Raw genomic sequence first — 22,852 nt, 5'->3', positions numbered from 1 at the left:
AGAATGGAACAACTTACCATCAACTTTTTTACCTATAGTATCTATTGTTTGACTATTGCAGTTCCTATTATCATTTTAGAAAAAGTTGGACTGTATAGTAATGTGAAATTTATATTCTCTTTGGGTATCAAAAGTTTTGGAAAAACGATAGAGAATAGTTCTCTCATTAAATTAGAAAAATTCAAAGGTCAATCTATTTCAACTGAAAAGACAGAATTTCAATTTGATGAAAATGGAGTAATTTATATCAAAAGTTTTAGAAGGGAACATAAAAAAAGAACTTTTGGAGAAAGTGCAACAATTAAAGCATTAGCTAAAACAGCAAATAAAAACACTTTAAAAGTTCAGTCCTATACGTTTTTACAAGATACTTTATACTTGATATTCTTGCCTATTATTTGCATTTCTGCTATTATTGCAGCTTCTTATAATCCTGATGGAAATGCAGAACTTGGTTTTATTCCTTTGGTAATGGGTATTGTATTTTTCATTCTTTCTAAGTTCGAACACAAAAGGAAGTTTAATCAAATGTGTAAAGAATTAGAAGAGATTTTAGCAGAAAAAGTAGTAACTAACACCAAGAAGACTACCCAAAAATAGGTATAGATTATTCTTGTGTATTCTCTACTGTTTTCCCTGCTATTATTAAAAAAAAACGGTTTTTCTGACTCTAAACCTATTCTCAATACAAAAGATGAAAACCTTGAAAGTGGAGGAAATATCCAAAAGAAAAATATATTGAATAATCCGACCACAATTCAATCTAAGAGTTTAGAAAAGAAGTAATTTGATACGCATCTATAAAGAGAAATTAAATAAACTAGAAGTTTTTCAAAATTAGATGCAATAAAACAAAGAACCTCCGTTATAAAGGTATAACTACAAAATACTTTATGAAATTATTTAATCAAAAATGAATTTCTATTTTGTAATTATTTTAATCTACAAAAAACAATTTAACTTTTATAGCAATGAAAAAATCAACAAAAACTCTTTTGTGGGCTGGACTTTCTGTGTCTTTATTTTCTTCTCTTTTTACAACTTCGTTTTCGAAGGCTCAAGAATATGGAGCTTATGCAAATGATGGCTACAATCATAACTCAGTTCGTCCTATTCATGAGTCTCATATTATGTATCAAAAAAGTCTTTGGCACAGAATTTCGTTAAAACAAAAACAAAACCGTCCGTTTTTTGCAACAGGAAATGAAATTACAGGAATTATTATTGATGCAGTAAAACTAGGAATTATACGTCCCTATCAAAATGATTCTCTTCAAACTCGTATGAGTCAAGAAGATTTTTTGAGTAATATTCAAATTCCTAGTGATGATATTCAATACGATGGAATAGAACAAGTAATTTTTGAGCAACAAAATGACGTTTGGAACAATGATGATATTTGGGCAACTGAAGAAGAGTCAGGAGTAGAATCACAAGAATTTTATGCAAATCAACTTTATACATTAGAAATAAAAACAGACGTATTTTTTGATAAAACTCGTAGCCGAATGATTAATGATATTCAGACAATTAGTATTATTATTCCTGCCGAAATGAATCCAGTGACAGGACTTGAAAAAACGATTGCGACATTCTCTTACAAAGAACTAGTCCAAAATCTTTTTAGAGATAATTCTTCGGCTATCTATTATAACGAGAGAAATAATCAAGCACATCGAAACTTAGAAGAAGCCTTTGATTTGATGCTTGCAAATGGAACACTTATAAAATATGCAAACGGAAAAGATGAGCATATTATGGATATGTATGATGACCAACATGAGGCACTTTTAGCTTCTCAAAATTATCAAGCAAATATGATAGAATATGAGAGTAATTTATGGGAAAATTAAATTATACGCATTATCAAAACAGGGTTAAAACCCTGTTTTATTAAAAAACAACCAATTATGAAAAAGCTATTTTTTAACACTCTATTACTTGTACTGGCTACAAGTAATTTTTGTTTGGCTCAAAACGCATTACGCCCAAATGAAAATAATATAGAAACAACAAAAACAGAAAAAATCATTCAAGATGAAATAAATCCTTTCTCGCTTCGTCCAATTCCAAAATCACATATTGCTTTCCAAAAATCAATTTGGTTGCAAGTTTCTTTTAATCAAAAAGCAAATTTACCTCTTTGGTATGCAGGTCATGAGCTTTCTAAATTTTTGATAGGAAATGCTTTGGAAGGAAAAATTACAGCTTATACAAATGATAAGTTAGAAACTATTTTATCAAAAAATGAGCTTTTAGAAAATTTGAAAATAGAAGAGAATTTTGAAAATGAAACAGCTAAGTTTGCATTCAATTCTGATAATTCTATTCAAAATGATTCAACACAAAAACTAATTGACTTTTCAGAGCTTTCTATTTTAGAAATTAAGGAAGATTATATTTTGGATATTCAGCACTCAAGAATGGTTCATGATGTGATTGCTTTTACACTTATTTTGCCACAAAACAAAAATAGATTTACACAAAAGGTAGTGTCATTTTCATATAAAGAAATTATTGAAAAATTATATCGTCCACTCAAAGAAGATTATGTAGTCATCGAAACAACAAAAAGTAACGGACATATTCCCAATTTAGAAACACTGATGGATTCTCGTTTTTTTCATGGCTATATTGTCAAGTATGACAATTTTAAAGATGATTCTTTTCAAGACCAATATGATACCCAAAGAGAAGCGATTATAAAATCTATGCAATACCACGAAAAATTGATTGAATTTGAGGCTTTTTTGTGGGATTATTAAGCTATTGTAAGTAAGTATTTATTGTTGTAGTTGTTCTTTAAGCCACTCATACGCCTTTTCTTCTTCTTTTACTACAATATATTCGTAAGGAGGTTTTTGAATAGCAAATATGCCTTGTAATAAAAATTTATGAACTGCCGAATCGGTAATGTGTGCTGTTCCTTTACAAAATTTAGAAACGTGAGTTTGATGTTCTTTAAACCAATTAGCCACCTGAACTCTGTATTTAGTTTTCAAATATCCTGTTTTGGACAAATTCAAAATTATGACATAAGGTTGATTTTGTAAAAATATTTTGGCTGCATATTTAATATATTCTTCAAATTCTTCCTCTGTAGGTTGTTTAGCTTCAAATTTTATATACACATAAGGAAAATTATCTGTATTAATAGAAAAATAATCATTCGAAAAATTGTAATCTTCGGTTTTAAATTCGTTCATAATATATTATTTTAGCTTAAAGGGGAATCAGAAATGAAGAGGGTGTTAATAAATAACAAAAAAGGTAGATAAAGTTTTAAGAATTTTTTTTTGTGGGTGGCTCAACAACGACATAGAATATTTCTAATCCTAAGTTGATCTTAATTATTTTTAATAAATAATTTGGAAAAATGACTTTAAAAATTGAATTTGTAAAGTAAAAATAAGTGTTCGTATACTAATTTTACTCAAAAAAAGTCAATAATGAATCATCACAATCAAGAATATTGGATTGAAAAATTAAATCTACAGTCTCATCCTGAAGGAGGTTTTTATGCAGAAAATTACCGTGCTGACGGAGTTATTCCTAAAAACTCTTTATCTGAACGTTTTACTGGAAGTTGTTCATACAGTACAGCTATATATTTTTTATTGACTGGTTCTACATTTTCAGCTTTTCATCGCATAGCTTCTGATGAGCTTTGGCATTTTTATGATGGAGACCCACTTTCTATTTTCTTTTTTGATGAGGTAGGAAATCTCCATGAAAAGGTATTAGGAATAGATATTGAAAAAAATCAATTTCCTCAAGTCATTATTCCTGCTGGTGTTTGGTTTGCTTCACGTTGTCAGAACCCAAATGGTTTTACTTTATCGGGCTGTACAGTTGCACCAGGATTTGATTTTGCTGACTTTGAGTTAGCATACGCAGATAAGTTATCTAATCAATATCCACAACACAAAGAATTGATTCAAGAACTGACACGTCAATAAAAGTAAAATAGAGTGATATGTTTGCTGTTTTTCTCATTAAATAATTGAGTAACATAACTGACCTAAAGTCATTTCCTTATTTCTCTAAATATCCTTTCATTCTATCAAAAAAATAGAGTTTAATGAAAACTTTATTCGCTCAAAAAAGCCTTTGACAAAATTAATTCATAAAATTTTAAAAAAAAGTCGATTTTTTTCGACTTTTCTCTAACATTATTCGTCGTGCATACGTTTATTTTACTAAATTTGTGATAATGGTATGCAAGCATACAAAAGGAGAGTAATTGACTTCTGTTCTGTATTTACAAACAAACTCACACACAGTTTGAAGAAAGATAAATTAGCAACAAAGAATTACGAAGACTGTATGCAGATTCATACTCAAAAAAATAATATACTATAAACTGTTTTAAAAATTCATTCTGTTCACTTAAATAGATAGAGGAGTTTTTACTACCCAAACAAAAAACATATATGTCAAACGTAGCAGAACAAGAAGCATTGAAAGAAGCCTTAAGAGGTGGTGAGTTTTTGATTAAAGAAACATCAGCAGAAGATATGTTTATTCCTGAGGAGTTTTCAGAAGAACAACAAATGATGGCGAAAGCCACTGATGATTTTGTTGATATGGAAATTACTCCTATTGCAGAGAAAATTGATAAGATGAATGATCCAAAACTTATGCCTTCACTTTTGGATAAAGCTGGAGAATTAGGTCTTTTAGGAATTGGTGTTCCAGAATCTTTGGGAGGACTTGGAATGGACTTTAATACAACAATGCTTATTGCCGATGTTGTAGGTTCAGCAGGTTCATTCTCAACAGCTTACGGAGCGCATACAGGAATTGGAACACTTCCAATTTTGTATTATGGTAATGAAGAACAGAAGAAAAAATATATTCCTAAACTTGCTAGTGGCGAGTGGAAAGCATCTTATTGTTTGACTGAGCCTGATGCAGGTTCGGATGCAAACTCTGGAAAAACTAAAGCTGTTTTGTCAGCAGATGGAAAATCATATTCTATTACAGGACAAAAAATGTGGATTACAAATGCAGGTTTTGCAGATGTAATGATTGTTTTTGCTCGTATCGAAGACGACAAAAACCTTTCTGCATTTATTGTTGAGAGTGCTTTTGGTGGAATTACAATGAACGAAGAAGAGCAAAAATTAGGTATCAAAGGTTCTTCTACTCGTCAAGTATTCTTTAATGACACAGTTGTTCCTGTTGAAAATATGCTTTCTGAGCGTGGCAACGGTTTCAAAATTGCTGTAAATATTTTGAATATTGGTCGTATCAAATTGGGTGCTGGTGTTCTTAATGGTTGTCGTCAAGTAATCCGTCATTCAGTTCGTTATTCTAATGAGCGCAAGCAATTTAATACTCCTATTTCTTCTTTTGGAGCTATTAAGTATAAATTAGCAGAAATGACAGCTCGTAATTATGCGACTGAATCATTATGTTATACAGCAGGTCAAGATATTGATGATCGTATTACCTACCTACGTAAATCAGGTATGGATGTAGCTGAATCTAAACTTAAAGGTGTAGAAGAATTTGCTATTGAATGTGCAATTGCTAAAGTTCATGGTTCTGAAACACTTGATTATGTAGTAGACGAAGGCGTTCAGATTTATGGAGGAATGGGCTTCTCAGAAGATGCTCCAATGGCTCGTGCATATCGTGATGCACGTATTGCACGTATCTATGAAGGTACAAATGAAATCAATCGTATGCTTTTGGTAGGTATGATTATGAAACGTGCTGCAAAAGGTGATTTAGATGTTTTTTCTCATGCAATGGCAGTAGGAAAAGAACTTCTTCAAATGCCAGCTCCTGCAAATATTGACCGTACTCAGCCTTTTGCATCAGAAAAAGAGCTTATCGCTCGCATGAAAAAAGCTGTTTTGATGGTAGCAGGAAAAGCTGCTCAAACATTTGGTGCAAAACTTAATGATGAGCAAATCTTGCTTATGGCAGTTGCTGATATGATTATTGAAGTATATGCAGCAGAGGCTGCTATTCTTCGTGCTGAGAAATTAGTTCGTCATCATGGAGAAAGCGTTGATGGAATTAAAGCAAAATTAGCGACTCTTTACCTTCAATTAGCAGTAAATAAATTAGAAGAAAAAGGACGTGAAGCAATCTCTTGCTTTGTAAAAGGTGATGAAATGCGTGTTCTTTTGATGGGCTTAAAACGTTTCACTAAGCACGAACCAATCAATCAGCGTGAACTTCGTCATGAAATTGCTGATTTTATGATTGAGAAAAATGATTATGCTTATAAACTTTGGTCATAATTTGATTAAAAATCAAAAATTATGAGTTGAAAGGTAGCTAATTACTATAAACTACATAAATTTGAAGTTCTATATTTTTGATAAATAAATTTAAAGCCTTATAAAGTTTCTTTTATAGAAATTTTATAAGGCTTTTTTAGGTTTTAAAAATAAAATTGTTGTTACTCCCCCACCATCACAAAAGCTTCCCAATAATACGGTTCAGAATATGTTGATTTGAGTTTTAGTTGAGCAATTTTGAAGGCTTCTCGTTTTGATTTTCCACTTAATAGATTATCATAAAAAGTAACCATCAAAAGCTGTGTAGCTTCATCGCTGACTTTCCAAAGCGACATAATAAGTGTTTTTGCTCCTGCTTGTCGAAATGCTCGTTGAAGTCCATAAACACCTTCTCCATTATGAATATCTCCTAGACCTGTTTCACAAGCTGATAAAACGACTAATTCAGTTTCATCAAGATTGAGGTTCATGGCTTCTTCGGCTGATAGAATTCCATCTTCTTGTCCTGTTTGTGGATTTTGGCAACCTGCAAGTAAAAGACCACTTCTAAGAAATGGATTTTCTAATAAATTTCTATCTTCTGCTTCTTGCATTGTGGTTACTTTGCTCTTTGGAATTTCATTGATGAAAAAACCATGTGTTGCAAAGTGTAAAATAGTAGGATTTTGGAGGTCTTTTATATTTTCTTCTGTGGCTTCTTTGTTTTGTAGTAATATTGTTTTTACATTCTTTTTATAAAATAAATCATTGATTTCATTGGTTTCTACTTTTGTACCTTCTAATACTGGAACAACCGTTTGCTGTCCCACAACACGTTGTAAACCATTCAGACTTCTGTCTTCACCATTTACTTTTAGAGTGTCTTTGCCATTCAGATTATAAGAAGGATAACCCAATAAATAAGTTTTGTAGTCTGCAAAATTTTTGCTCAAATCTGTACTTTGTTCTCCTTTTTCTTTGCGCTCTATCAAATCTCTACTGCTAGTAATGAGTTGAATACTTTGTTCTTCTAACAGATATTTGTCTGTTTTGGGGTTTAAAAGTGTATTTATATTCACTTTGTGATAGACACCATCAGGCGAAAAATAGATTTTTGAGTATCCTTCTTCTGATAGACTATCTAATTTATCTTGAATTGGTTTCCAATATTGATTGTATGATTCCTTATTTTCTAATTGAAAATCAATATTGTTTTGATAAAAAAATAAAGCTCCGTTTTCTAGTTCTTGTCCATTCTCCAAAACTAGAAGTTCTGGATTTTCTTGTGTTTCTTTTGTCACAATAAGTGCCACGTATACTGTATCTATTTCGTTTCCTTCCCTATCGTATTTTATCAAATGAAGCATTTCGATGGCAGCTTCTTTATCAGTAATACTTTCTCTGACTTGTTGCCATTTGTATTCTTTTTTTGTGGTATTTTGTTTAAATGAAGCCGATTTTTTGGAAATTTCTCGTTCTAGTTCGTTGATATCAAAAGCTATTTTTTGCATATCTACACTATTGTCTCGCTCTTCTATTGGAGTTTGTAGAAGACTGATATAATTTTCTTTTTTCTTTTTCCAATTTTCATATTGTTTGATGAGTTGTTGGTCATTACTATTCAAAATCTGCTTTTTCATTTTTTGAGTAGAAGAAAATATAATTCCTTTTGTAAAGAGTATTTCATCGAAAAGTTGCCCACTCATTTTTTTATTTTGAGGATAATAAGAGACTGCATAATCTGTAAAGTCCTCAAATACAAACACTATATCGTTATAATATAAGTTTTTCTCTTCTTCTGAAAGTGTGGGAAATAACATGTTAATTTGTTTTTTCTTGTTTCTTATTGCTTCTTTATAAAAACTATCAGCTGTTTGATAGTATTGTTGAACCTTGTAAAGGTTTGCTAAATTGAAACAAGAAAGGGCATAATCTGGATGATCTTTTCCAAGAGCTTGTTGATAGATAGAAAGAGCTTGTTTATGAAATTTTTCAGCTTTTTTGTATTTGCCTTGCATTGTATATAAGTCAGCTATATTATTTATATCATCAGCAAATATAGGGTCATTTTTGCTGAAAATTTTTTTATCTATTTTGATAGCTTTTTTATAATAAAGTTCTGCTTTTTCATACATTTTTTGGTCTGAATATAAATTACCTAAGTTATTGCAAATAGAAGAATATCCTTCATCTTGCTGTCCAAACTTTTTTTCATAAATTTCCATTGCCTTAAAATATAATTCTTCAGATTTCTCAAATTCTCCTTGGTCTGAGTAAAGATTTGCCAAATCTTCAGATATTATGCCATACCACAAATCATTTTTACCTAATTTCTTCTCAATAAGCGATTGTAACTCTAGGTAAATGGGTTCTGATTTTTTGTATAAAGATTGTTCGTAATATATGTCTGCAAGTCCTCTTAAAACACGAAAATAAAATTCATTCTCTTTTTCTCCTAACTGTTCATAAATCGTTCTTGTTTCCGTAAAAAGGTTTTCAGCTTTGACATAATTTGCATTTACTAAGTAAAAATTGGCTAAATAATAACAAGAACGAGCATAATTGTAGTGATTTGTTCCAACTACATTTTTATTGATGTTTTTAGCTTCTTCTAAAATTGATTTAGCCTCTGGGTAGCGTAACTCTTCCATATATAAGTATGCTAAATGGATTTGAACATTAGAATAGAGTGTATCTTGTTTACCAAATTCATTTTCAATCTTTAAAAGTGAGGCTTGAAAATATTTTTCAGCTTTTTTATAGTTTTCATCTTCTAATAAATCTAAACCAATACTATCTAATTCTTGATAACTTAGTTTATCTAAATTTTGTCCATAAGAAAAACAAATAAAAGACGAAAAAATAATAGTGAATAAAGTAAATTTCATAATAGTGAATATTAGTAGTGTATAGCGTAAAGTGATTTTAAGAACTACAATAAGACAAATTATTATACAAATCACAAAAACTAATAAATATACAGTTATAGATTTATGTGATAATTAGTCTTTTTACTTTTCTCTAACAACGAACACATAGTATAAAAGCTAAATTAGGAATACATTTTTTTACTGTGTAATTTTGTATTGTCAAAAGTATTTACGAAATTTGCAACTCACTCATTTACAGATAGATATGTTTTTTAAGCATTTAAAATAAATTCTGTTTTTTTTAATAATTATCAAAACAAAAACTATCCACAACTGATTGATAAACAAGAATATAAACTTAGGCTAATAAGCTGAGTTAAATTATAATTTTTAAAATAAACTAGTTAAAACCAAATGGTCGAAACAACAAAAGCCACTCGTTATAAAGTAAAAGACATCACTCTTGCAGAATGGGGTCGTCGTGAAATGCAATTAGCAGAAGCAGAAATGCCTGGACTTATGGCTCTTCGTGAAGAGTACGGAGATTCTCAGCCACTTAAAGGCGCACGCATTGCTGGTTGTCTTCACATGACAATCCAAACTGCTGTCTTGATAGAAACGCTTACTGCACTTGGTGCAGAAGTTACGTGGTCTTCTTGTAATATCTTTTCAACACAAGATCAAGCTGCTGCTGCTATCGCTGCAACAGGTGTTCCTGTGTTTGCTTGGAAAGGTATGAATGAGGAAGAATTTGACTGGTGTATCGAACAAACTCTTTTCTTTGGAGAAGGCGAAAATCGTAAGCCATTAAACATGATTCTTGACGACGGTGGCGACCTTACTAACATGGTTTTGGATCGTTATCCTGAATTAGTTGCTGGTATTGGTGGTATCTCTGAAGAAACTACAACTGGTGTTCACCGTTTGTATGAGCGTATGCGTAAAGGAACTTTGCCATTGCCTTGTATCAACGTAAATGACTCAGTTACAAAATCTAAATTTGATAACAAATATGGTTGTCGTGAGTCTTGTGTAGATGCGATTCGTCGTGCTACTGACGTTATGATGGCTGGTAAAGTAGCTGTTGTAGGTGGTTATGGCGATGTAGGAAAAGGTTCTGCTGCTTCTCTTCGTGGTGCTGGTGCAAGAGTTATCGTTACTGAAGTTGATCCAATTTGTGCGCTTCAAGCTGCAATGGACGGTTTTGAAGTTAAGAAAATGATAAATGCTGTTAAAGAAGCTGATATTATCGTTACTGCAACAGGTAATAAAGACATCTTGACTAGCGAGCATTTCTTAAACATGAAAGATAAAGCTATCGTTTGTAATATCGGACACTTCGACAACGAAATCGATATGGCATGGCTTAACGGAACTTACGGAAAATCTAAAGTAGAAATCAAACCTCAAGTGGATTTGTATACTTTAGAAAATGACAAGCAAGTTCTTGTTTTGGCAGAAGGACGTTTGGTAAACTTAGGTTGTGCAACAGGACACCCTTCTTTTGTAATGTCTAGCTCATTCACAAACCAAGTATTGGCTCAATTAGAATTATATACTAATCGTGATGCTTATAAAAATGAAGTTTATACACTTCCTATGCACTTAGACGAAAAAGTTGCTCGTTTGCACCTTTCTAAATTAAGCATTGAATTAGAAGAACTTTCTCAAGAGCAAGCTGAATATATTGGCGTAACTCCAGAAGGTCCTTATAAGCCAACATATTACCGTTATTAATAGTAATAAATTTTTAGTGATTAATTAGTAATGGCTGAAAATTTTTACTTATATAAAAGCCACTAGCATTCATTTGTTAGTGGTTTTTTTGTTTTACCTTTTCCATTCTCGTTGTGCTTCTTTACTCAAAAGAAACATAGCTAATCCCCAACCCAAGGACGTAACACTCAATACTAATAGAAATATAAAACCAAGTATATACATTTTGTCTTTTTCACCATTAAAAGGCTTATTAAATATTAAAAACATAAATAAGCCTATTAAACCAATACCCATTAATATACCTAATATGGCAGAAACCCAACTGCCTATTTTTGGAAATAACCAAAGCACTACACAAAGAACTAGAAATGTACTAGGAATGGCAATTGTCCAAGTAGGTGCGCCAGCAGACATTAGTAAAGGAAATAACAAAATGGCAAGTATAAAAGAAGTAAGAGAAACAATACGATTAGGTTTCCAAAAGGTAGTAGTAGTATCTTCTTCTTTATCAACTAAAAAATCGGCATCTAAATAGTCATTATATTCAGCGTACTCAATTTTATTTTCTTGAAATTGACTGATTTTTGAGAAAGCTAACAGAAATAAAAAAACAGCAGGAGTGACAGTTGGAGTTAATGCAATGACAAATTCTCTTGAAGTAGAGGATATAAAAAGAATAGCGATATATTCTATCAAGAAAAAAAAAGAGAGAAGGTAAGAAATGTTCTTAGAAGTTTTTGATGAGGTAGTTAGCCAGCTCAATGCTCCAAAAAATGAAAATAAACTAATAACTCCAAGCAAAATCACAAAAAAAGACTCTTTTTTTCTAATCAATGAATACAAAGACCACTTTGCTTCATTTGATAGATATAATACAAAAATACTCAAACAAAATACCCCTATTGTAAAATGAATAAGTGAAATGGAATGTTGAATAGGTTTGTTAGCTATCATAATTACAGAAAATTATATAAAAAAAGCATTTCATTCTAAATATAAGAATAAAATGCCTGTTTACTTTTTATTATTGTCTAAAAAAGAGATTTTTATTTCTTTTTAGAAACTAGCCATTCTTTTGCTACTGCTCTTTCTTCAAAATAAGCAATTCTAAATTTATTATTAATTGCCATAAGTGATTTAAGTAATACTTGTGCTGCAATGCGTTGAAAGGTTGTACTTGATTTTATTACTGCAACTTCAAAGTTTGTTCCTAGTTGTTTTTGAAGCATCGGCATAAATTTTAAGACTAACCAAGCTCTTGATTTGGAAGAAACATTTCCTACATTTTCTTGATTAAATAAAACTTTATTATAACCTTGTGTTTTTTCTGGGTCTAAAAGAAGCATAAAAACTTCTTTATATTCTTCTTCATTTATATCGCCCTCCATCTTAATAAGTATATACTCCTCTTTGTTATTAACAAAAGAAGTAATGGATTTGTCAGGGCTTTCGTAAAAAGGCATCATAACGGTATGACTTGTAAGTAATGGCTATTTGTGAGTATATTATAATTTACAAAAGAACAAAATTTATTCTCGTTTAGCAAAAATACTACTTTTATGAAATTTTTAACTAAAATTAAATTAAAAAATACTCTTACAAAGTGCTATTTAATTTTGGATAATTAATTTTTGAGTAATAATTCCTTTTTGAGTTTGAATTCTGACTAAATACATTCCGTTTGAAGGGCGTTTTAATTGAATATCAAAGTTAGAAATAAAGGTGTTTGGGACATTTTTTTGATACACTATTTGACCAATAGAATTATAAATTTCAATTGATTGTACTCTCAAATTCTGTGTTTCCAAACTAAAACTTCCCTGATTTGGGTTAGGATATAGATTTACTAAATCACTCACATTTTCATCATCATTGCTTAGAACTCCATCAAGAGATAAAACTACAGATATTGCATTCGAATAATTCTCTCCACGACTAGCAGCATACGAAAGCCAATCACCATTGGCTTTTCTTTCCCACCCTTTTCCTTCTTGTTTCTTTTCTGTAAAAATAGTGAATCTATTTAGACTTTCATATTCCAATTCTACACTAATAAAAAACTGTGAAGGAACACTTTGTGGCTCATCAAAAACGACTCTTGTAAACTGTCTTCTTCTAAAAATATCTCTATCTATAAGTGAATAAAGCACTTTTTGGCGATACAATTCTTCGTTTGGTTTTCCATCGCTATCTACTGACCACATCACAACATCAAAAGTTGTATTGAGGTTTCTTATAGCTGCATCTGCGAAAAAAATATCGACAGCATATAGTTTACTAACAGAGCCAAAATCACTAAAATATTCAGCTTTACTTATGGTGCTTTTTTCATCGTGTCCTGCCAGTGGTTTATTATTTATTACTTCTGCTTTTAAATTTTTAGAGGTAATATTGCTTACTTTTTTTCCTTTAATAACCTCAATAATATCAGTTTTTTTACTCTCTCTTGTGCCTAAAGGATTAGAAGATTGAAGAGTAACGTCATAAATTCCTTCTTGAGTAAATGAAATTTGGGGAGAAAGTCCACTTGCCTGCAATGTTGTATTTCCTTCGATTGTCCAATTAAAATCTATTCCAAAATCTGTTTGTGAAAAAAAATGAGCTTTTTCAGAAAGTAAAACCAAAGGGTAATTAATATCAAAATCAACAACTGGAGGCTGTAAATTATTAGTTTGACGAATACGCAAATTATCCAAATACAGATTATTATTATTTGCTCCTATATTTCTGAATTTCACTTGCATAAAACGAGAACCTTCTTCTGCTTCTATATAGAATGTATATGAATTCCATTGAGCTGGTAATGGATTAAAGGCTGCTGTTTGATTAATTGCTGTTTGCAGCTCTTCTCCCCCTTTTTTCCAAACGGTCAAAAATTTATTTCCTGCATCAGTAGTATAAGAAATCTCTAAAGAATCTGAAATTTTGTTTTTATCAAAACCATACGCAACATCAAAACGCACTTCAATAACACGGCTACTTGGCACTTTAATAAATGGAGATATAAAAGTGAGTTCTGCTTCACAAGAACGGTTGGTTTTATTACCAGCATAGATAGAAAATTCACTTGAGCCATAAGAACCATCTGCAAAAAGTCTCCAATTTGTTATATCTGTTCGTTCAAAGCTCCAACCTTCTTTTGTAAGACTTCTGTCTTCAAAATCTAATAGTGTTTCATCTAAAGCTGTTAGATTATCATCTATTACTTCAATCTGTACAGTTCTTGTTTTATCTGCAACATCACCCCCAATAACTTTTAAGGTAGCTGTAAAACTACCTATTTGTGAATAAGTAACAGAAGGATTTTTTTCAGTAGATGTAGCAGGATTTCCTCCTTCAAAAGTCCATTCATAACCTTGAATTTGAGCATTTCCAGTAGCTATGGATTGATTATTAAATTTGATTTTTCCGTTTTTAATTACTCTTGTTTTTGAAGGTTCAAAAATAGAAAAGACACTTTTACCTAGAGGATCTGCAACAGAAGAGTTTAAAAGTTCTTTTCTGCGAGGCGAAATTTCCAAAACAGCCTGCATGCGCTCTACTTGGTCAGCTGTAAAAAGTGTCATACATCTATCGTCAGTGTATTCCATAAAGTTTTGTGTCATTACTATTTTGCCTGCTTCACAAGAAGGTTCATTTAGATTACAACCTCTTTGTTTTTTTGAAGTATTGGGCGTGTCATCACAAAAATCATCTGTTGCACAACTCAATGGAATTTCTTCTCCCCACGTATGCAAAAGACCAAAAAAATGACCTATTTCGTGAGTGGCAGTTCGTCCTAAGTTAAATGGACTACCTTCAATGAGTTGAGGAATGTTAGGCGTTTTTTCTATTGAGCCAAAGTTTATATATCTAACAACTATTCCATCTGTATTTGCTTCTCCTTCATCTTCTTTTATACCACCCAAACCAGATAAATTAGGAAATTGTGCATAACCAAGTTCATCATATTTTGTTACCCAAATATTAAAATATTGATTTGGATCCCAAACTGTATTAGGTTTTGCCAAAGCATTAAATGTAAAGTCATTCCAACTTGTAAGGCAACCTTTTGCACGAGTAATTCCAACCTCCTTTAGAGGTCTTCCTTCTGGATCAACCGTTGCAGGTACAAACTCAATACTTGGGTTAGCAGCTACACTTTTAAAAATATCTAGCGTTTCGTCTTTATCAGAATTTCTAAAGTTAAAATCTTCATTTAATACTTCTATTTGTCCATAAATTTGTGCAGCCGAAATATTTGCTCCTTCTCCTATTGGTTCTCCATTGTGGATTACATGAATAATAATAGGAATTCTATAGGTAGACTCTGTTCTTTCTACTTTATGCAGTAAAGGGTTATTTTTTTGAGCTTCTTTTTTCTGATTGATATATTTTTTTAGCTTATTTTCAAAGGCTTCACTTCCACCTGATTTATCTTTATTTTGTAGATACTGCTCTGTTTCGAAAGTTTGGCAAGTTCGCTGTGAAAATGCTTCAGAGCAAGAAAATAGAAATAAACTATTTATTAAAATAAAACAAAGTAAGAATATTGATAAGAAATTGGTTTTCATCATAGCTATATTTAGAAATATCAAAATTAGAACAGAAATAATAGAGTGAAATAGGTAGTAAAAGTACAAAAAATAAGCAAAAATAGTATGTTTCTTTATGTATTTATTATGAGGACTCGACTAAGTAAGATTTGGTTGCATTTAAGAATTAAAAAAATAACCTAAATCAAACAGTCAGTTTTACTCTGTTCCTAACATTTGGCGCATCACTCGTTTTTCTAAACTAAGAAGCGAAGTGTCATTTGGGGCAAGAAGAAGAGCATTAATTATTTTTTCATAAGCCTGTTTATCTTTGTTATTGTCCAATAAATATACAGTTTCTTGTTTCATTTTATTTACTTCTAGTTTTACATACTCATCTAAAACTTCTAAATGTGTTTTGACTAAAGCAGAGTTGTAACCAATCGAATCAGCTTGTTTGTAGTAGTTGTATGCACGTAAAAATTGTTTTTTCTTAAAGGCGTTTTCGCCATCTTCTACCAATTTGAAGAAAGTTTCTTTCTTTGGCATAATAGTTTCTATTTCTTTTATTTCTTGATTTACTTTTATAGTCTGACTTGAATCTGCAAAATCTAAAGCAATCTCATAGTTTTTTATTGCGTCCTCATACTTAGTAGAAGATTTTTGGTAGTTGGCTGTTTGAAAATAATTTTGAAATTTTAATGCTTTTTCTTTCTCGTTGGTTCGTATCAAAGAATCTTGGGCTATTTCTAACGCTCTTAATTGAGATTTATTTTTCATATTTAATGAGTGTACCCAAAGTCCTAAGCCACAAGCACCTAAAAGTGCAATTACGGAAAGAGTAAGTAAAACACGCAATCTCAAAATTGTTTTTTCTTGTTTTCTTTTTTGTAATGCAACCGACCTTATACTCTCTAAAATAAATTCTTTTTGAATAGGAGTCGAAGTCGGGATTTTATTATGTTTTTTGCACTCCTCTAACCAATTTTCAGCAATAGCAAGTTCGTTTCCTATTAAAAGAAAAGCATAATTTTTTTCATTTTTATTCCATTCTAAGGCTTTTTGTTGGTATTTTGAATGCTTTTGTGTGTGTTCTCGGTCTGTGTTTAGTGTTCGTAGCAGTTCTCTAAATTGCTGTCCATTATCAGTATTGATGTCGTTTTGTAATCCATTTTTAGAAAAATCTATCCATTGAATATGGCTAGGAAAATAACTAGGTATTTCTTTCACAGCTTGAAAGCGAACTAAAATAATCCGTTTTCCCATTGATAAAGCATGAAGGACTTCATCTTTACAATAAGGAGAAGAAATGGAAGCAGGAGAAAGAATAAATAAGAAATTATCTGAAGTTTCGATGCCATTTTTTATTTCTAAGCCAAAATCTGAACCAGCAGGAATACATTCTTGATCAAACCACGTTGTTCTGCCATTGAGTTGAAGTTCTTCGTTGAGCCAACGAGCAAAATCGCCATCTGTACGAGAATATGAAATAAAAACTTCACTACTAAGTGTTCCTATTTTGGTAATACTTTCTTCAATGAATTTTTCGTGTAAGTCAGTAGGTGTATTTAATTTTGTATTTGTGGTATTGTTTCCTTGCAATTTACCTTGATTAAGCCACGTTTGAGCCTTTTCTAAATTATGTCCACGCAATAAAATGGCATCGTTTTGATGTTGTTCTTCCCATTTTAAAGCCTGTGCAAGATAGCGTTTATGATTTCTGTAATAGTCATAATTGTCCTCAACAATACAGATAAGCTCATTCAAATCTTTTTCAAAGTCTAAATTATCTGTAAAATTATCTTCTGTTCGGTTATCTGTCAAGTCAATGTAAGAGGAAGAAAGCAAACGCAATTGCTCTGGTAATTGGTCTATATTGACTTCTTTTGCCAACACAACAATAATTCTTTTATGAAAAGTAATTGCAAAACGGAGTTCTCTCAAACACTCTGAATTTTGAACAGCAGCAGGCGAAAGCACAAAAACAAAATTATCAGCGTGAGCAATTTGTTCTTTTATTTCTTCTGTATAAGTAGAAGTATCAAATCCTTTTTGCGTTTCTCTATGTATCGAATTATTAGGCAAAACAACTGTAATTCCCGCTTTTATTAATCCTTTTCTGATTTTTTCAGTTTGTTTTTTTTCTTGCGCTGAAAAACATAAGAAAATCTCTGACATCAAATTATCAGCATTTTTCTTTGATTCAGTAATAAATTCGCTATGTAAAACGGAAGGCAAACAAGGAGGCTGTTTGGGAGCAATAAAATCTTGAGTAAGCCAACTTTGTGCTTCTTGACGTTCTTTTCCTACTAGCAAGAGGTTGGTTTGTCTTCTATGATTTGACCATAAGAGAGCTTTTTGAAGTAATTCTGTATGGAGATAAACGTATTCTTTTTGAGTTTCAATAACTTTTAAAATACTTTCAAAACCATCTTCAAAATGATCAATATCTTTTCCAAAAACAGGAAGTGGATTTTCTTTTATAAATTCTATTTCTTCATGTTTTCGCCAACTGTTTTCATAAGTCAGTTGCCAGTTGTAAAGCTGATTAATAGCATCTTCTGAAAGTTGCTGACGAGCATGAACCCAATCAGTTTTGCCCAAAAGTTCATGCGAACGATTCAGAACATCTTTTTTAGAAAAAATAGGCAAGACATTCATTCCATTCGCCTCATAAAATTGAACCAAAACACTACGTTCTTCATAAGATAAAGGTGCATCTTTTGTATCAAAAATAACATTTTGATCAATAGGAATTATTCGTTTGCCTAACTTTCTAGCATATTCTAATTCTATCAAACAGTATGCAGAAGTAAGACAACGAGGAGCAAGAATAAGTATAAAATTATGAGCTGACTCAATTCCATGAGAAATACGTTTGGAATAGTCATCGCCATCAGGAATATTGACTTTATCGAACCAAACTTCATAGCCTTTTAGCTTCAAAGATTGATACAACCTTCCGACAAAGCCCAAACTTTCTTTTCTTCCATACGAAATAAAAGCATCTTTTGTCATAAAAATAACATAATCTGAAATGATAAATTGAATTAGAGTGTAGCTAAAATACTAATTTTTATCTAGATTATTTTCTCTGCATTTTTAATTCTACAAGTTTGGTATATTTTACTACAGGATAAAAGGCAGAAAAGAGTGACCATATAAATCCTGCAAATCCGTTTAAGAAACAACCTCTAATAATATAAAATTGGATAAATGTAATAGGCAAACGAACTATTATCATAAATTTAGATTTACTTTTTCCATTCTCAATATATTCTTCAGATGCCAAAGTAGTATAACGATTAAATTTATTGAAGTAATCATGTATATTTCTATAACTATAATGCAACATCTCATTTTTGAAATTGCTTATTTTTCCTTCTACTCTTATTGTTTCGTGTACTTTATCTAAAGTAACGCCTCCTTTATTTTTATTAAATAGTCTAAGACAAGGTGTTTTTGTTTCCGAACTAATTCTTTTATCTAAAAAAATTAAGGTGCGTGGTAAGTTAAATGCACTCTCTTGTATAGTTTCTTGACTTAATACTTCTTGTATTTCATCTTGTAATTTTTTTGAAAGAACTTCATCAGCATCCATAGAAAGAATCCAATCATTTTTTGCTTGTGAAAAGGCAAAATCTTTTTGAGTACCAAAACCATCAAACTCTCTTATTAAAATTTTACAATTATATTTAGCATAAATTTCTTGACTTTTATCAGTGCTGCCAGAATCCACCACTACGATTTCATCACACCAAGTGAGAGCTTTTAGAGTTTCTTCAATTATATTTGCTTCATTGTAGGCAATCAAAACAGCACTTACTTTATGACTCATAAGAAAAAGTATTCAAAATTTTTAGGAAATTTATCCTTTTTGAAGTTGTTGAAATAATAAATAAACCTTATTCTGTAATGGAGATAAGGAAAAAGCTAAAGTACAAATTTTTATCTAATCTAAATCAACTTTTTTATCTTCATTCAGGGCTTTCTTATAAAAAAAGAACACTGCCATTGTTGGTGTTTTAGCGACAGCGACACCAACAAACAATAAGAAGAAATTTCTAAATTCTAATCTACCCACTTAAAAAAACGTTCCCAACGAACCCTTGCCCAATCTTTTATTCCATCTGCTGGTGTTTGAGAGTGATAAATAACTAAAGGCGTTCCGATAAGATGATCCTCAGGCACAAGTCCCCACATGCGGGAGTCAGAAGAATTATGACGATTATCTCCTAATACAAAGTAATAATTTTGTTTGAAAATATAATTTTCAACAATTTTTCCATCAATCATTAATTTATTATTAATTACTTCTACTTTTTTATTGTATTCGTAGTTTTTGATAATATTCTCGTATAAAAGTAGTGTTCCTTCATGCATAGCAATGGTATCTCCTTTTTTAGGGATATAATACGAACCAAAATAATCTCTATTCCACCCTAATTTTTTACTATTTTCAGTCATTGAGTTATCAGAAATATCATTTTGTTCGAAAAATTTAGGTGTAATTTCTTCAATTCTCAAATCTTGTCGTAACTGATTGGCTTGTTTTGGAGTGGTATAAAGTAAATAGGTTTTTGTTTGAGGTGTATCCTTAATTACGTCTTCTACTTTTTTATTTCTTCCCTTTTTTTTCTTGCTTTTCTTGATGTTTTTTATGCGTTTTACTTCTTTACTTTCTGTTTCGATTTCTTTCCATGTCTGTACATCGGTATGATGAAACATAGTTTCAGGCTTCTCACTTGTCTTGACGATATAACTAAGCTGCATATCGGAAGCATTGGGCTGCCATTCTCCATTCCTAAAAATATCTTGACGCATAATCTGAATTCTATCTCCTGCGACACCCACACAGCGTTTGATATAACATGTTTTGTCTTCTATATTTTCAGCACTATCCAACGGATAGTAAAAAATAATTACTTCATTTGCTTCTACTTCTCTTAGTTTGGGTAATCTATCAGGTAGAAAACTAAAAACATCAATATCAAAACTTGCCTTTTTGGTAGCTGAATTCTGTTTTTTATGAGGAATCATTGCTCCAAAAGGAAGTTTGTTACAAACAATTTTGTCTCCTCGTAAAAGTGAACCCTCCATAGAGGAAGTAGGAATAATAAAATATTCTAAGGCAATTTGTTTTAATGCAAATAAAGAAATACAGATAAAGAAAAGAAAATAAAGGCGAAACCACCATTTTTTGGATTTTAACTTAATTCTATCAATTCTTTTAATTTTCATGGTAATTTTATAATTATAATAAGTAAGCAGCTATAATAATCTTTTTATTAAGACAGGATTTTTATTTTATCAATATGTGTATCAACTTTAAGAGTAGTATAGGGAAGGAATTCTATAATTACTACTTATTTTAAAGAAGTGATACTTACTTTAAGCAGTTGCACAAAACACGCCATAAATTCTATTAAAATTGATTAAAATTGATTTTTATTAAGTTTTTATAGAATATATTAATATTTACCAAAATAATAGATTGTTTTGTGTTATTTATACGAAATTTTATTCTGCGTGGTTGTTGTCTTGAAAAAGGATTTTTTGAGAATTATTTTATTTTTAGTATCTTAAACTAGGTTAAATTCCTATCAAAAAAAATAACACCAAATTTACTTTCAAAACCTCTTCAAAAATGTCTAAATCTAAAATTTTCTTTATTGTTCTTTCTGTCCTTCTTCTGATTGCAGGAAGCATTTATGGCTACGAATATTTTACTAACAAAAGTATCATTGAAAAAGCAGATGTTTTGTATAAGGAAGGAAAGTTTGAGAAGGCTTTGGCTATTTATCAAACTACTAAAGAAGGTTTTTTTGATACACACAATTACGAAGCATGGGCAAGTAAATCAGATATAGAACGTATAAAAAAAGAAGCTATTCCGACTTTAGAACGAGCTAAAAAAGCAATCAAAAGTGACAATATAGATTCTTTATTAATTTCTTTTAAAAATCTAAAAAGTATAGATGGAAGATATGGATTTTATAGAATTACTCCTGTGTCTTTAGAAACAGAAATTGCTAAAAGCAAAATAATAGTAAAAGAGAAAATAAGTTCCATAGCTCAAAAATTAGAAAACCAAGATCCATCTGAAGCTATAAAATTATATTCAGTTTTTGATTATAAAGATGAAGGTTACAAAGGCTATCAAACCAAAATAAGCTCTCTTTACAAACCAGCTTCTCTACAAAAATATAATGAAAAAGAGTATTCAGAAGCACTTACATTATACAATAAAATGGATATTGCAGAAAAAGAAAGATATAAAAATGAGCTTAAAGAACCTATAAATCACAGCCGATTAGAAGCTGCTAAAAAACATGAAAAATTTGCTCTGCTTACTTATATGAATGGAGAAATGCAAAATGTAGAAAGAGTTACCAAACTTCTTTTGGAAGTAGATTCTACAAGTACGTATGCACCAGCAGCCAAAACAGAACTTGAAAATCTCAATCAAGAAGTAGCTTACAACATGGGAACTGAAGAGTATAAAGCAGGAAATCTTGATGAATCTTTACACTTTTTTGCTCAAATTCCTCCACAATCTCCTCATTACGATGATTCAAATAAAAAAATAACAGAAATTTCTCAAAAATTAGAGAAAGAACATAAAGACTCTTATTTAGTCAAAAAAAGAACAGAAGCCTATACAGAGGTTAAAAAACAACTTTCTCCTTATTTGAATAATAAATCAACTTATTCAGTTATTTTGTCTGATTCAGAAGAAACTAATAAAAAATTTAAATATACTATTGTCTATCAAAATGGAACTGCGCCTACTACAAAAACAACTGACTTTTTGAAGGTAACTGATAGTACCTATAATTTCTTTTTAGATGATGTAGGAATGGAAATTTTGTCTAATAAAGGACAACAAATTACTCAAGCAGGTTACAGTAATTATGTGGGAAATTCTCAATATGGAACATGGAAACAAAATGATGAAGGTTCTTTTTGGGAGTTTTATGGTAAATATGCACTTTTGAGTACACTTTTCAATTCAAATCGTATTTATAGAGATGACTATTCTACCTATAATCGTTATTACCGAACTTCTAACCGTCCTTATTATGGAAGCGTTTATGTTCCTTTGAAATCGGCAGTCAGACAAACACCTCGTTTTCAACAAACGGTAAATAATCGTTCTCAAAAAAGCTGGTTTTATGCCAAAAGCGTTCCTTCTCGTTCTTCTACTAAAAGTACAGCCAGTACAAGTAGTAAAAGTTGGTATTATGGAAAACAACCTATGAAACGCAGTAGTTATACAAGTACCTCAACGGCTTCAAATCGTAGTACATATGGACGCTCTACCTCAACGGCTAGTCGTTCAAGTAAAGGATATTCTTCTAGCTCATCATCTTCAAGAAGCTCTTCAAGTTCTAGTAGTGGTTATCGTTCTTCTAGTAGCCGAAGTTCTTCTAGTAGTTCATCATCACGAACTAGCCGTTCTAGTTCGTCTTCATCTCGTTCTCGTTCTTCTTCTAGGGGGGGAAAGTAGAGA

Annotated in this window: 15 protein-coding genes; 7 read left to right on the top strand and 8 right to left on the bottom strand. The window is 31.0% G+C overall.

Annotated elements, in window-relative coordinates; translation table 11 throughout:
• Positions 1 to 3: 3 nt before the first annotated feature.
• The 3 genes from V9L04_RS05460 to gldN (V9L04_RS05450) all read left to right on the top strand — a co-directional run bounded on the left by V9L04_RS05460 (position 4) and on the right by gldN (V9L04_RS05450) (position 2,765).
• A complete protein-coding gene (locus V9L04_RS05460) occupies positions 4 to 600 on the top strand; it encodes a hypothetical protein (protein WP_338793077.1) in 597 nt (198 codons plus the stop codon).
• Positions 601 to 971: 371 nt separating this feature from the next.
• On the top strand, positions 972 to 1,853 hold the full coding sequence (gldN, locus tag V9L04_RS05455; protein WP_338793076.1) for a gliding motility protein GldN: 882 nt from the start codon (positions 972 to 974) through the stop codon (positions 1,851 to 1,853).
• 57 nt (positions 1,854 to 1,910) lie between these two features.
• Positions 1,911 to 2,765 (top strand): gliding motility protein GldN, encoded by an 855-nt coding sequence (gene gldN, locus V9L04_RS05450; protein ID WP_338793075.1) that lies wholly within the window; start codon positions 1,911 to 1,913, stop codon positions 2,763 to 2,765.
• 18 nt (positions 2,766 to 2,783) lie between these two features.
• On the opposite strand, the gene V9L04_RS05445 is transcribed toward gldN (V9L04_RS05450), so the two are convergent.
• Complete coding sequence (locus V9L04_RS05445; protein WP_338793074.1) at positions 2,784 to 3,206, bottom strand: hypothetical protein; 423 nt, start codon at positions 3,204 to 3,206, stop codon at positions 2,784 to 2,786.
• A 243-nt stretch (positions 3,207 to 3,449) separates the two neighbouring features.
• Between V9L04_RS05445 and V9L04_RS05440 the strand changes: the two genes are divergently transcribed.
• Positions 3,450 to 3,959: a cupin domain-containing protein gene (locus V9L04_RS05440; protein WP_338793073.1), complete on the top strand. Its 510-nt coding sequence runs from the start codon at positions 3,450 to 3,452 to the stop codon at positions 3,957 to 3,959.
• A 474-nt stretch (positions 3,960 to 4,433) separates the two neighbouring features.
• On the top strand, positions 4,434 to 6,257 hold the full coding sequence (locus V9L04_RS05435; protein ID WP_338793072.1) for an acyl-CoA dehydrogenase family protein: 1,824 nt from the start codon (positions 4,434 to 4,436) through the stop codon (positions 6,255 to 6,257).
• A gap of 161 nt (positions 6,258 to 6,418) precedes the next feature.
• On the opposite strand, the gene V9L04_RS05430 is transcribed toward V9L04_RS05435, so the two are convergent.
• Positions 6,419 to 9,124, bottom strand: a complete 2,706-nt coding sequence (locus tag V9L04_RS05430) for a CHAT domain-containing tetratricopeptide repeat protein (RefSeq protein ID WP_338793071.1) — start codon at positions 9,122 to 9,124, stop codon at positions 6,419 to 6,421.
• Between the two features lie 396 nt (positions 9,125 to 9,520).
• On the opposite strand from V9L04_RS05430, the gene ahcY reads away from it, so the two are divergent.
• A complete protein-coding gene (gene ahcY, locus V9L04_RS05425) occupies positions 9,521 to 10,843 on the top strand; it encodes an adenosylhomocysteinase (RefSeq protein ID WP_338793070.1) in 1,323 nt (440 codons plus the stop codon).
• Between the two features lie 93 nt (positions 10,844 to 10,936).
• Here ahcY and V9L04_RS05420 read toward each other — a convergent pair whose 3' ends face one another.
• The 6 genes from V9L04_RS05420 to lepB all read right to left on the bottom strand — a co-directional run bounded on the left by V9L04_RS05420 (position 10,937) and on the right by lepB (position 20,580).
• A complete protein-coding gene (locus tag V9L04_RS05420) occupies positions 10,937 to 11,779 on the bottom strand; it encodes a hypothetical protein (RefSeq protein ID WP_338793069.1) in 843 nt (280 codons plus the stop codon).
• 92 nt (positions 11,780 to 11,871) lie between these two features.
• Positions 11,872 to 12,291, bottom strand: a complete 420-nt coding sequence (locus V9L04_RS05415; RefSeq protein ID WP_338793068.1) for an STAS/SEC14 domain-containing protein — start codon at positions 12,289 to 12,291, stop codon at positions 11,872 to 11,874.
• Positions 12,292 to 12,435: 144 nt separating this feature from the next.
• Positions 12,436 to 15,381, bottom strand: coding sequence for a M43 family zinc metalloprotease (locus V9L04_RS05410; protein WP_338793067.1), 2,946 nt, complete (start codon positions 15,379 to 15,381; stop codon positions 12,436 to 12,438).
• 177 nt (positions 15,382 to 15,558) lie between these two features.
• Positions 15,559 to 18,357: a toll/interleukin-1 receptor domain-containing protein gene (locus tag V9L04_RS05405; RefSeq protein WP_338793066.1), complete on the bottom strand. Its 2,799-nt coding sequence runs from the start codon at positions 18,355 to 18,357 to the stop codon at positions 15,559 to 15,561.
• A gap of 67 nt (positions 18,358 to 18,424) precedes the next feature.
• Positions 18,425 to 19,177, bottom strand: coding sequence for a glycosyltransferase family 2 protein (locus tag V9L04_RS05400; protein ID WP_338793065.1), 753 nt, complete (start codon positions 19,175 to 19,177; stop codon positions 18,425 to 18,427).
• A 233-nt stretch (positions 19,178 to 19,410) separates the two neighbouring features.
• Positions 19,411 to 20,580 carry a signal peptidase I gene (gene lepB, locus V9L04_RS05395; protein WP_338793064.1) on the bottom strand — a complete coding sequence of 390 codons (1,170 nt, stop codon included), beginning with the start codon at positions 20,578 to 20,580 and terminating at the stop codon, positions 19,411 to 19,413.
• 406 nt (positions 20,581 to 20,986) lie between these two features.
• On the opposite strand from lepB, the gene V9L04_RS05390 reads away from it, so the two are divergent.
• Positions 20,987 to 22,849 (top strand): hypothetical protein, encoded by a 1,863-nt coding sequence (locus V9L04_RS05390; protein WP_338793063.1) that lies wholly within the window; start codon positions 20,987 to 20,989, stop codon positions 22,847 to 22,849.
• Positions 22,850 to 22,852 lie beyond the last annotated feature (3 nt).

The sequence above is a fragment of the Bernardetia sp. MNP-M8 genome (assembly GCF_037126285.1).
Classification (GTDB): Bacteria; Bacteroidota; Bacteroidia; order Cytophagales; family Bernardetiaceae; genus Bernardetia.
The sequence above is the reverse complement of the archived record's forward strand: the minus strand, read 5'-3'. Positions and strand labels throughout refer to the sequence as shown.

Bases quoted from the DNA above. Each gene is read 5' to 3' on its own strand.
- V9L04_RS05460 (WP_338793077.1), top strand. From the start codon at position 4: ATGGAACAACTTACCATCAACTTTTTTACCTATAGTATCTATTGTTTG.
- gldN (WP_338793076.1), top strand. From the start codon at position 972: ATGAAAAAATCAACAAAAACTCTTTTGTGGGCTGGACTTTCTGTGTCT.
- gldN (WP_338793075.1), top strand. From the start codon at position 1,911: ATGAAAAAGCTATTTTTTAACACTCTATTACTTGTACTGGCTACAAGT.
- V9L04_RS05445 (WP_338793074.1), bottom strand. From the start codon at position 3,206: ATGAACGAATTTAAAACCGAAGATTACAATTTTTCGAATGATTATTTT.
- V9L04_RS05440 (WP_338793073.1), top strand. From the start codon at position 3,450: ATGAATCATCACAATCAAGAATATTGGATTGAAAAATTAAATCTACAG.
- V9L04_RS05435 (WP_338793072.1), top strand. From the start codon at position 4,434: ATGTCAAACGTAGCAGAACAAGAAGCATTGAAAGAAGCCTTAAGAGGT.
- V9L04_RS05430 (WP_338793071.1), bottom strand. From the start codon at position 9,124: ATGAAATTTACTTTATTCACTATTATTTTTTCGTCTTTTATTTGTTTT.
- ahcY (WP_338793070.1), top strand. From the start codon at position 9,521: ATGGTCGAAACAACAAAAGCCACTCGTTATAAAGTAAAAGACATCACT.
- V9L04_RS05420 (WP_338793069.1), bottom strand. From the start codon at position 11,779: ATGATAGCTAACAAACCTATTCAACATTCCATTTCACTTATTCATTTT.
- V9L04_RS05415 (WP_338793068.1), bottom strand. From the start codon at position 12,291: ATGATGCCTTTTTACGAAAGCCCTGACAAATCCATTACTTCTTTTGTT.
- V9L04_RS05410 (WP_338793067.1), bottom strand. From the start codon at position 15,381: ATGATGAAAACCAATTTCTTATCAATATTCTTACTTTGTTTTATTTTA.
- V9L04_RS05405 (WP_338793066.1), bottom strand. From the start codon at position 18,357: ATGACAAAAGATGCTTTTATTTCGTATGGAAGAAAAGAAAGTTTGGGC.
- V9L04_RS05400 (WP_338793065.1), bottom strand. From the start codon at position 19,177: ATGAGTCATAAAGTAAGTGCTGTTTTGATTGCCTACAATGAAGCAAAT.
- lepB (WP_338793064.1), bottom strand. From the start codon at position 20,580: ATGAAAATTAAAAGAATTGATAGAATTAAGTTAAAATCCAAAAAATGG.
- V9L04_RS05390 (WP_338793063.1), top strand. From the start codon at position 20,987: ATGTCTAAATCTAAAATTTTCTTTATTGTTCTTTCTGTCCTTCTTCTG.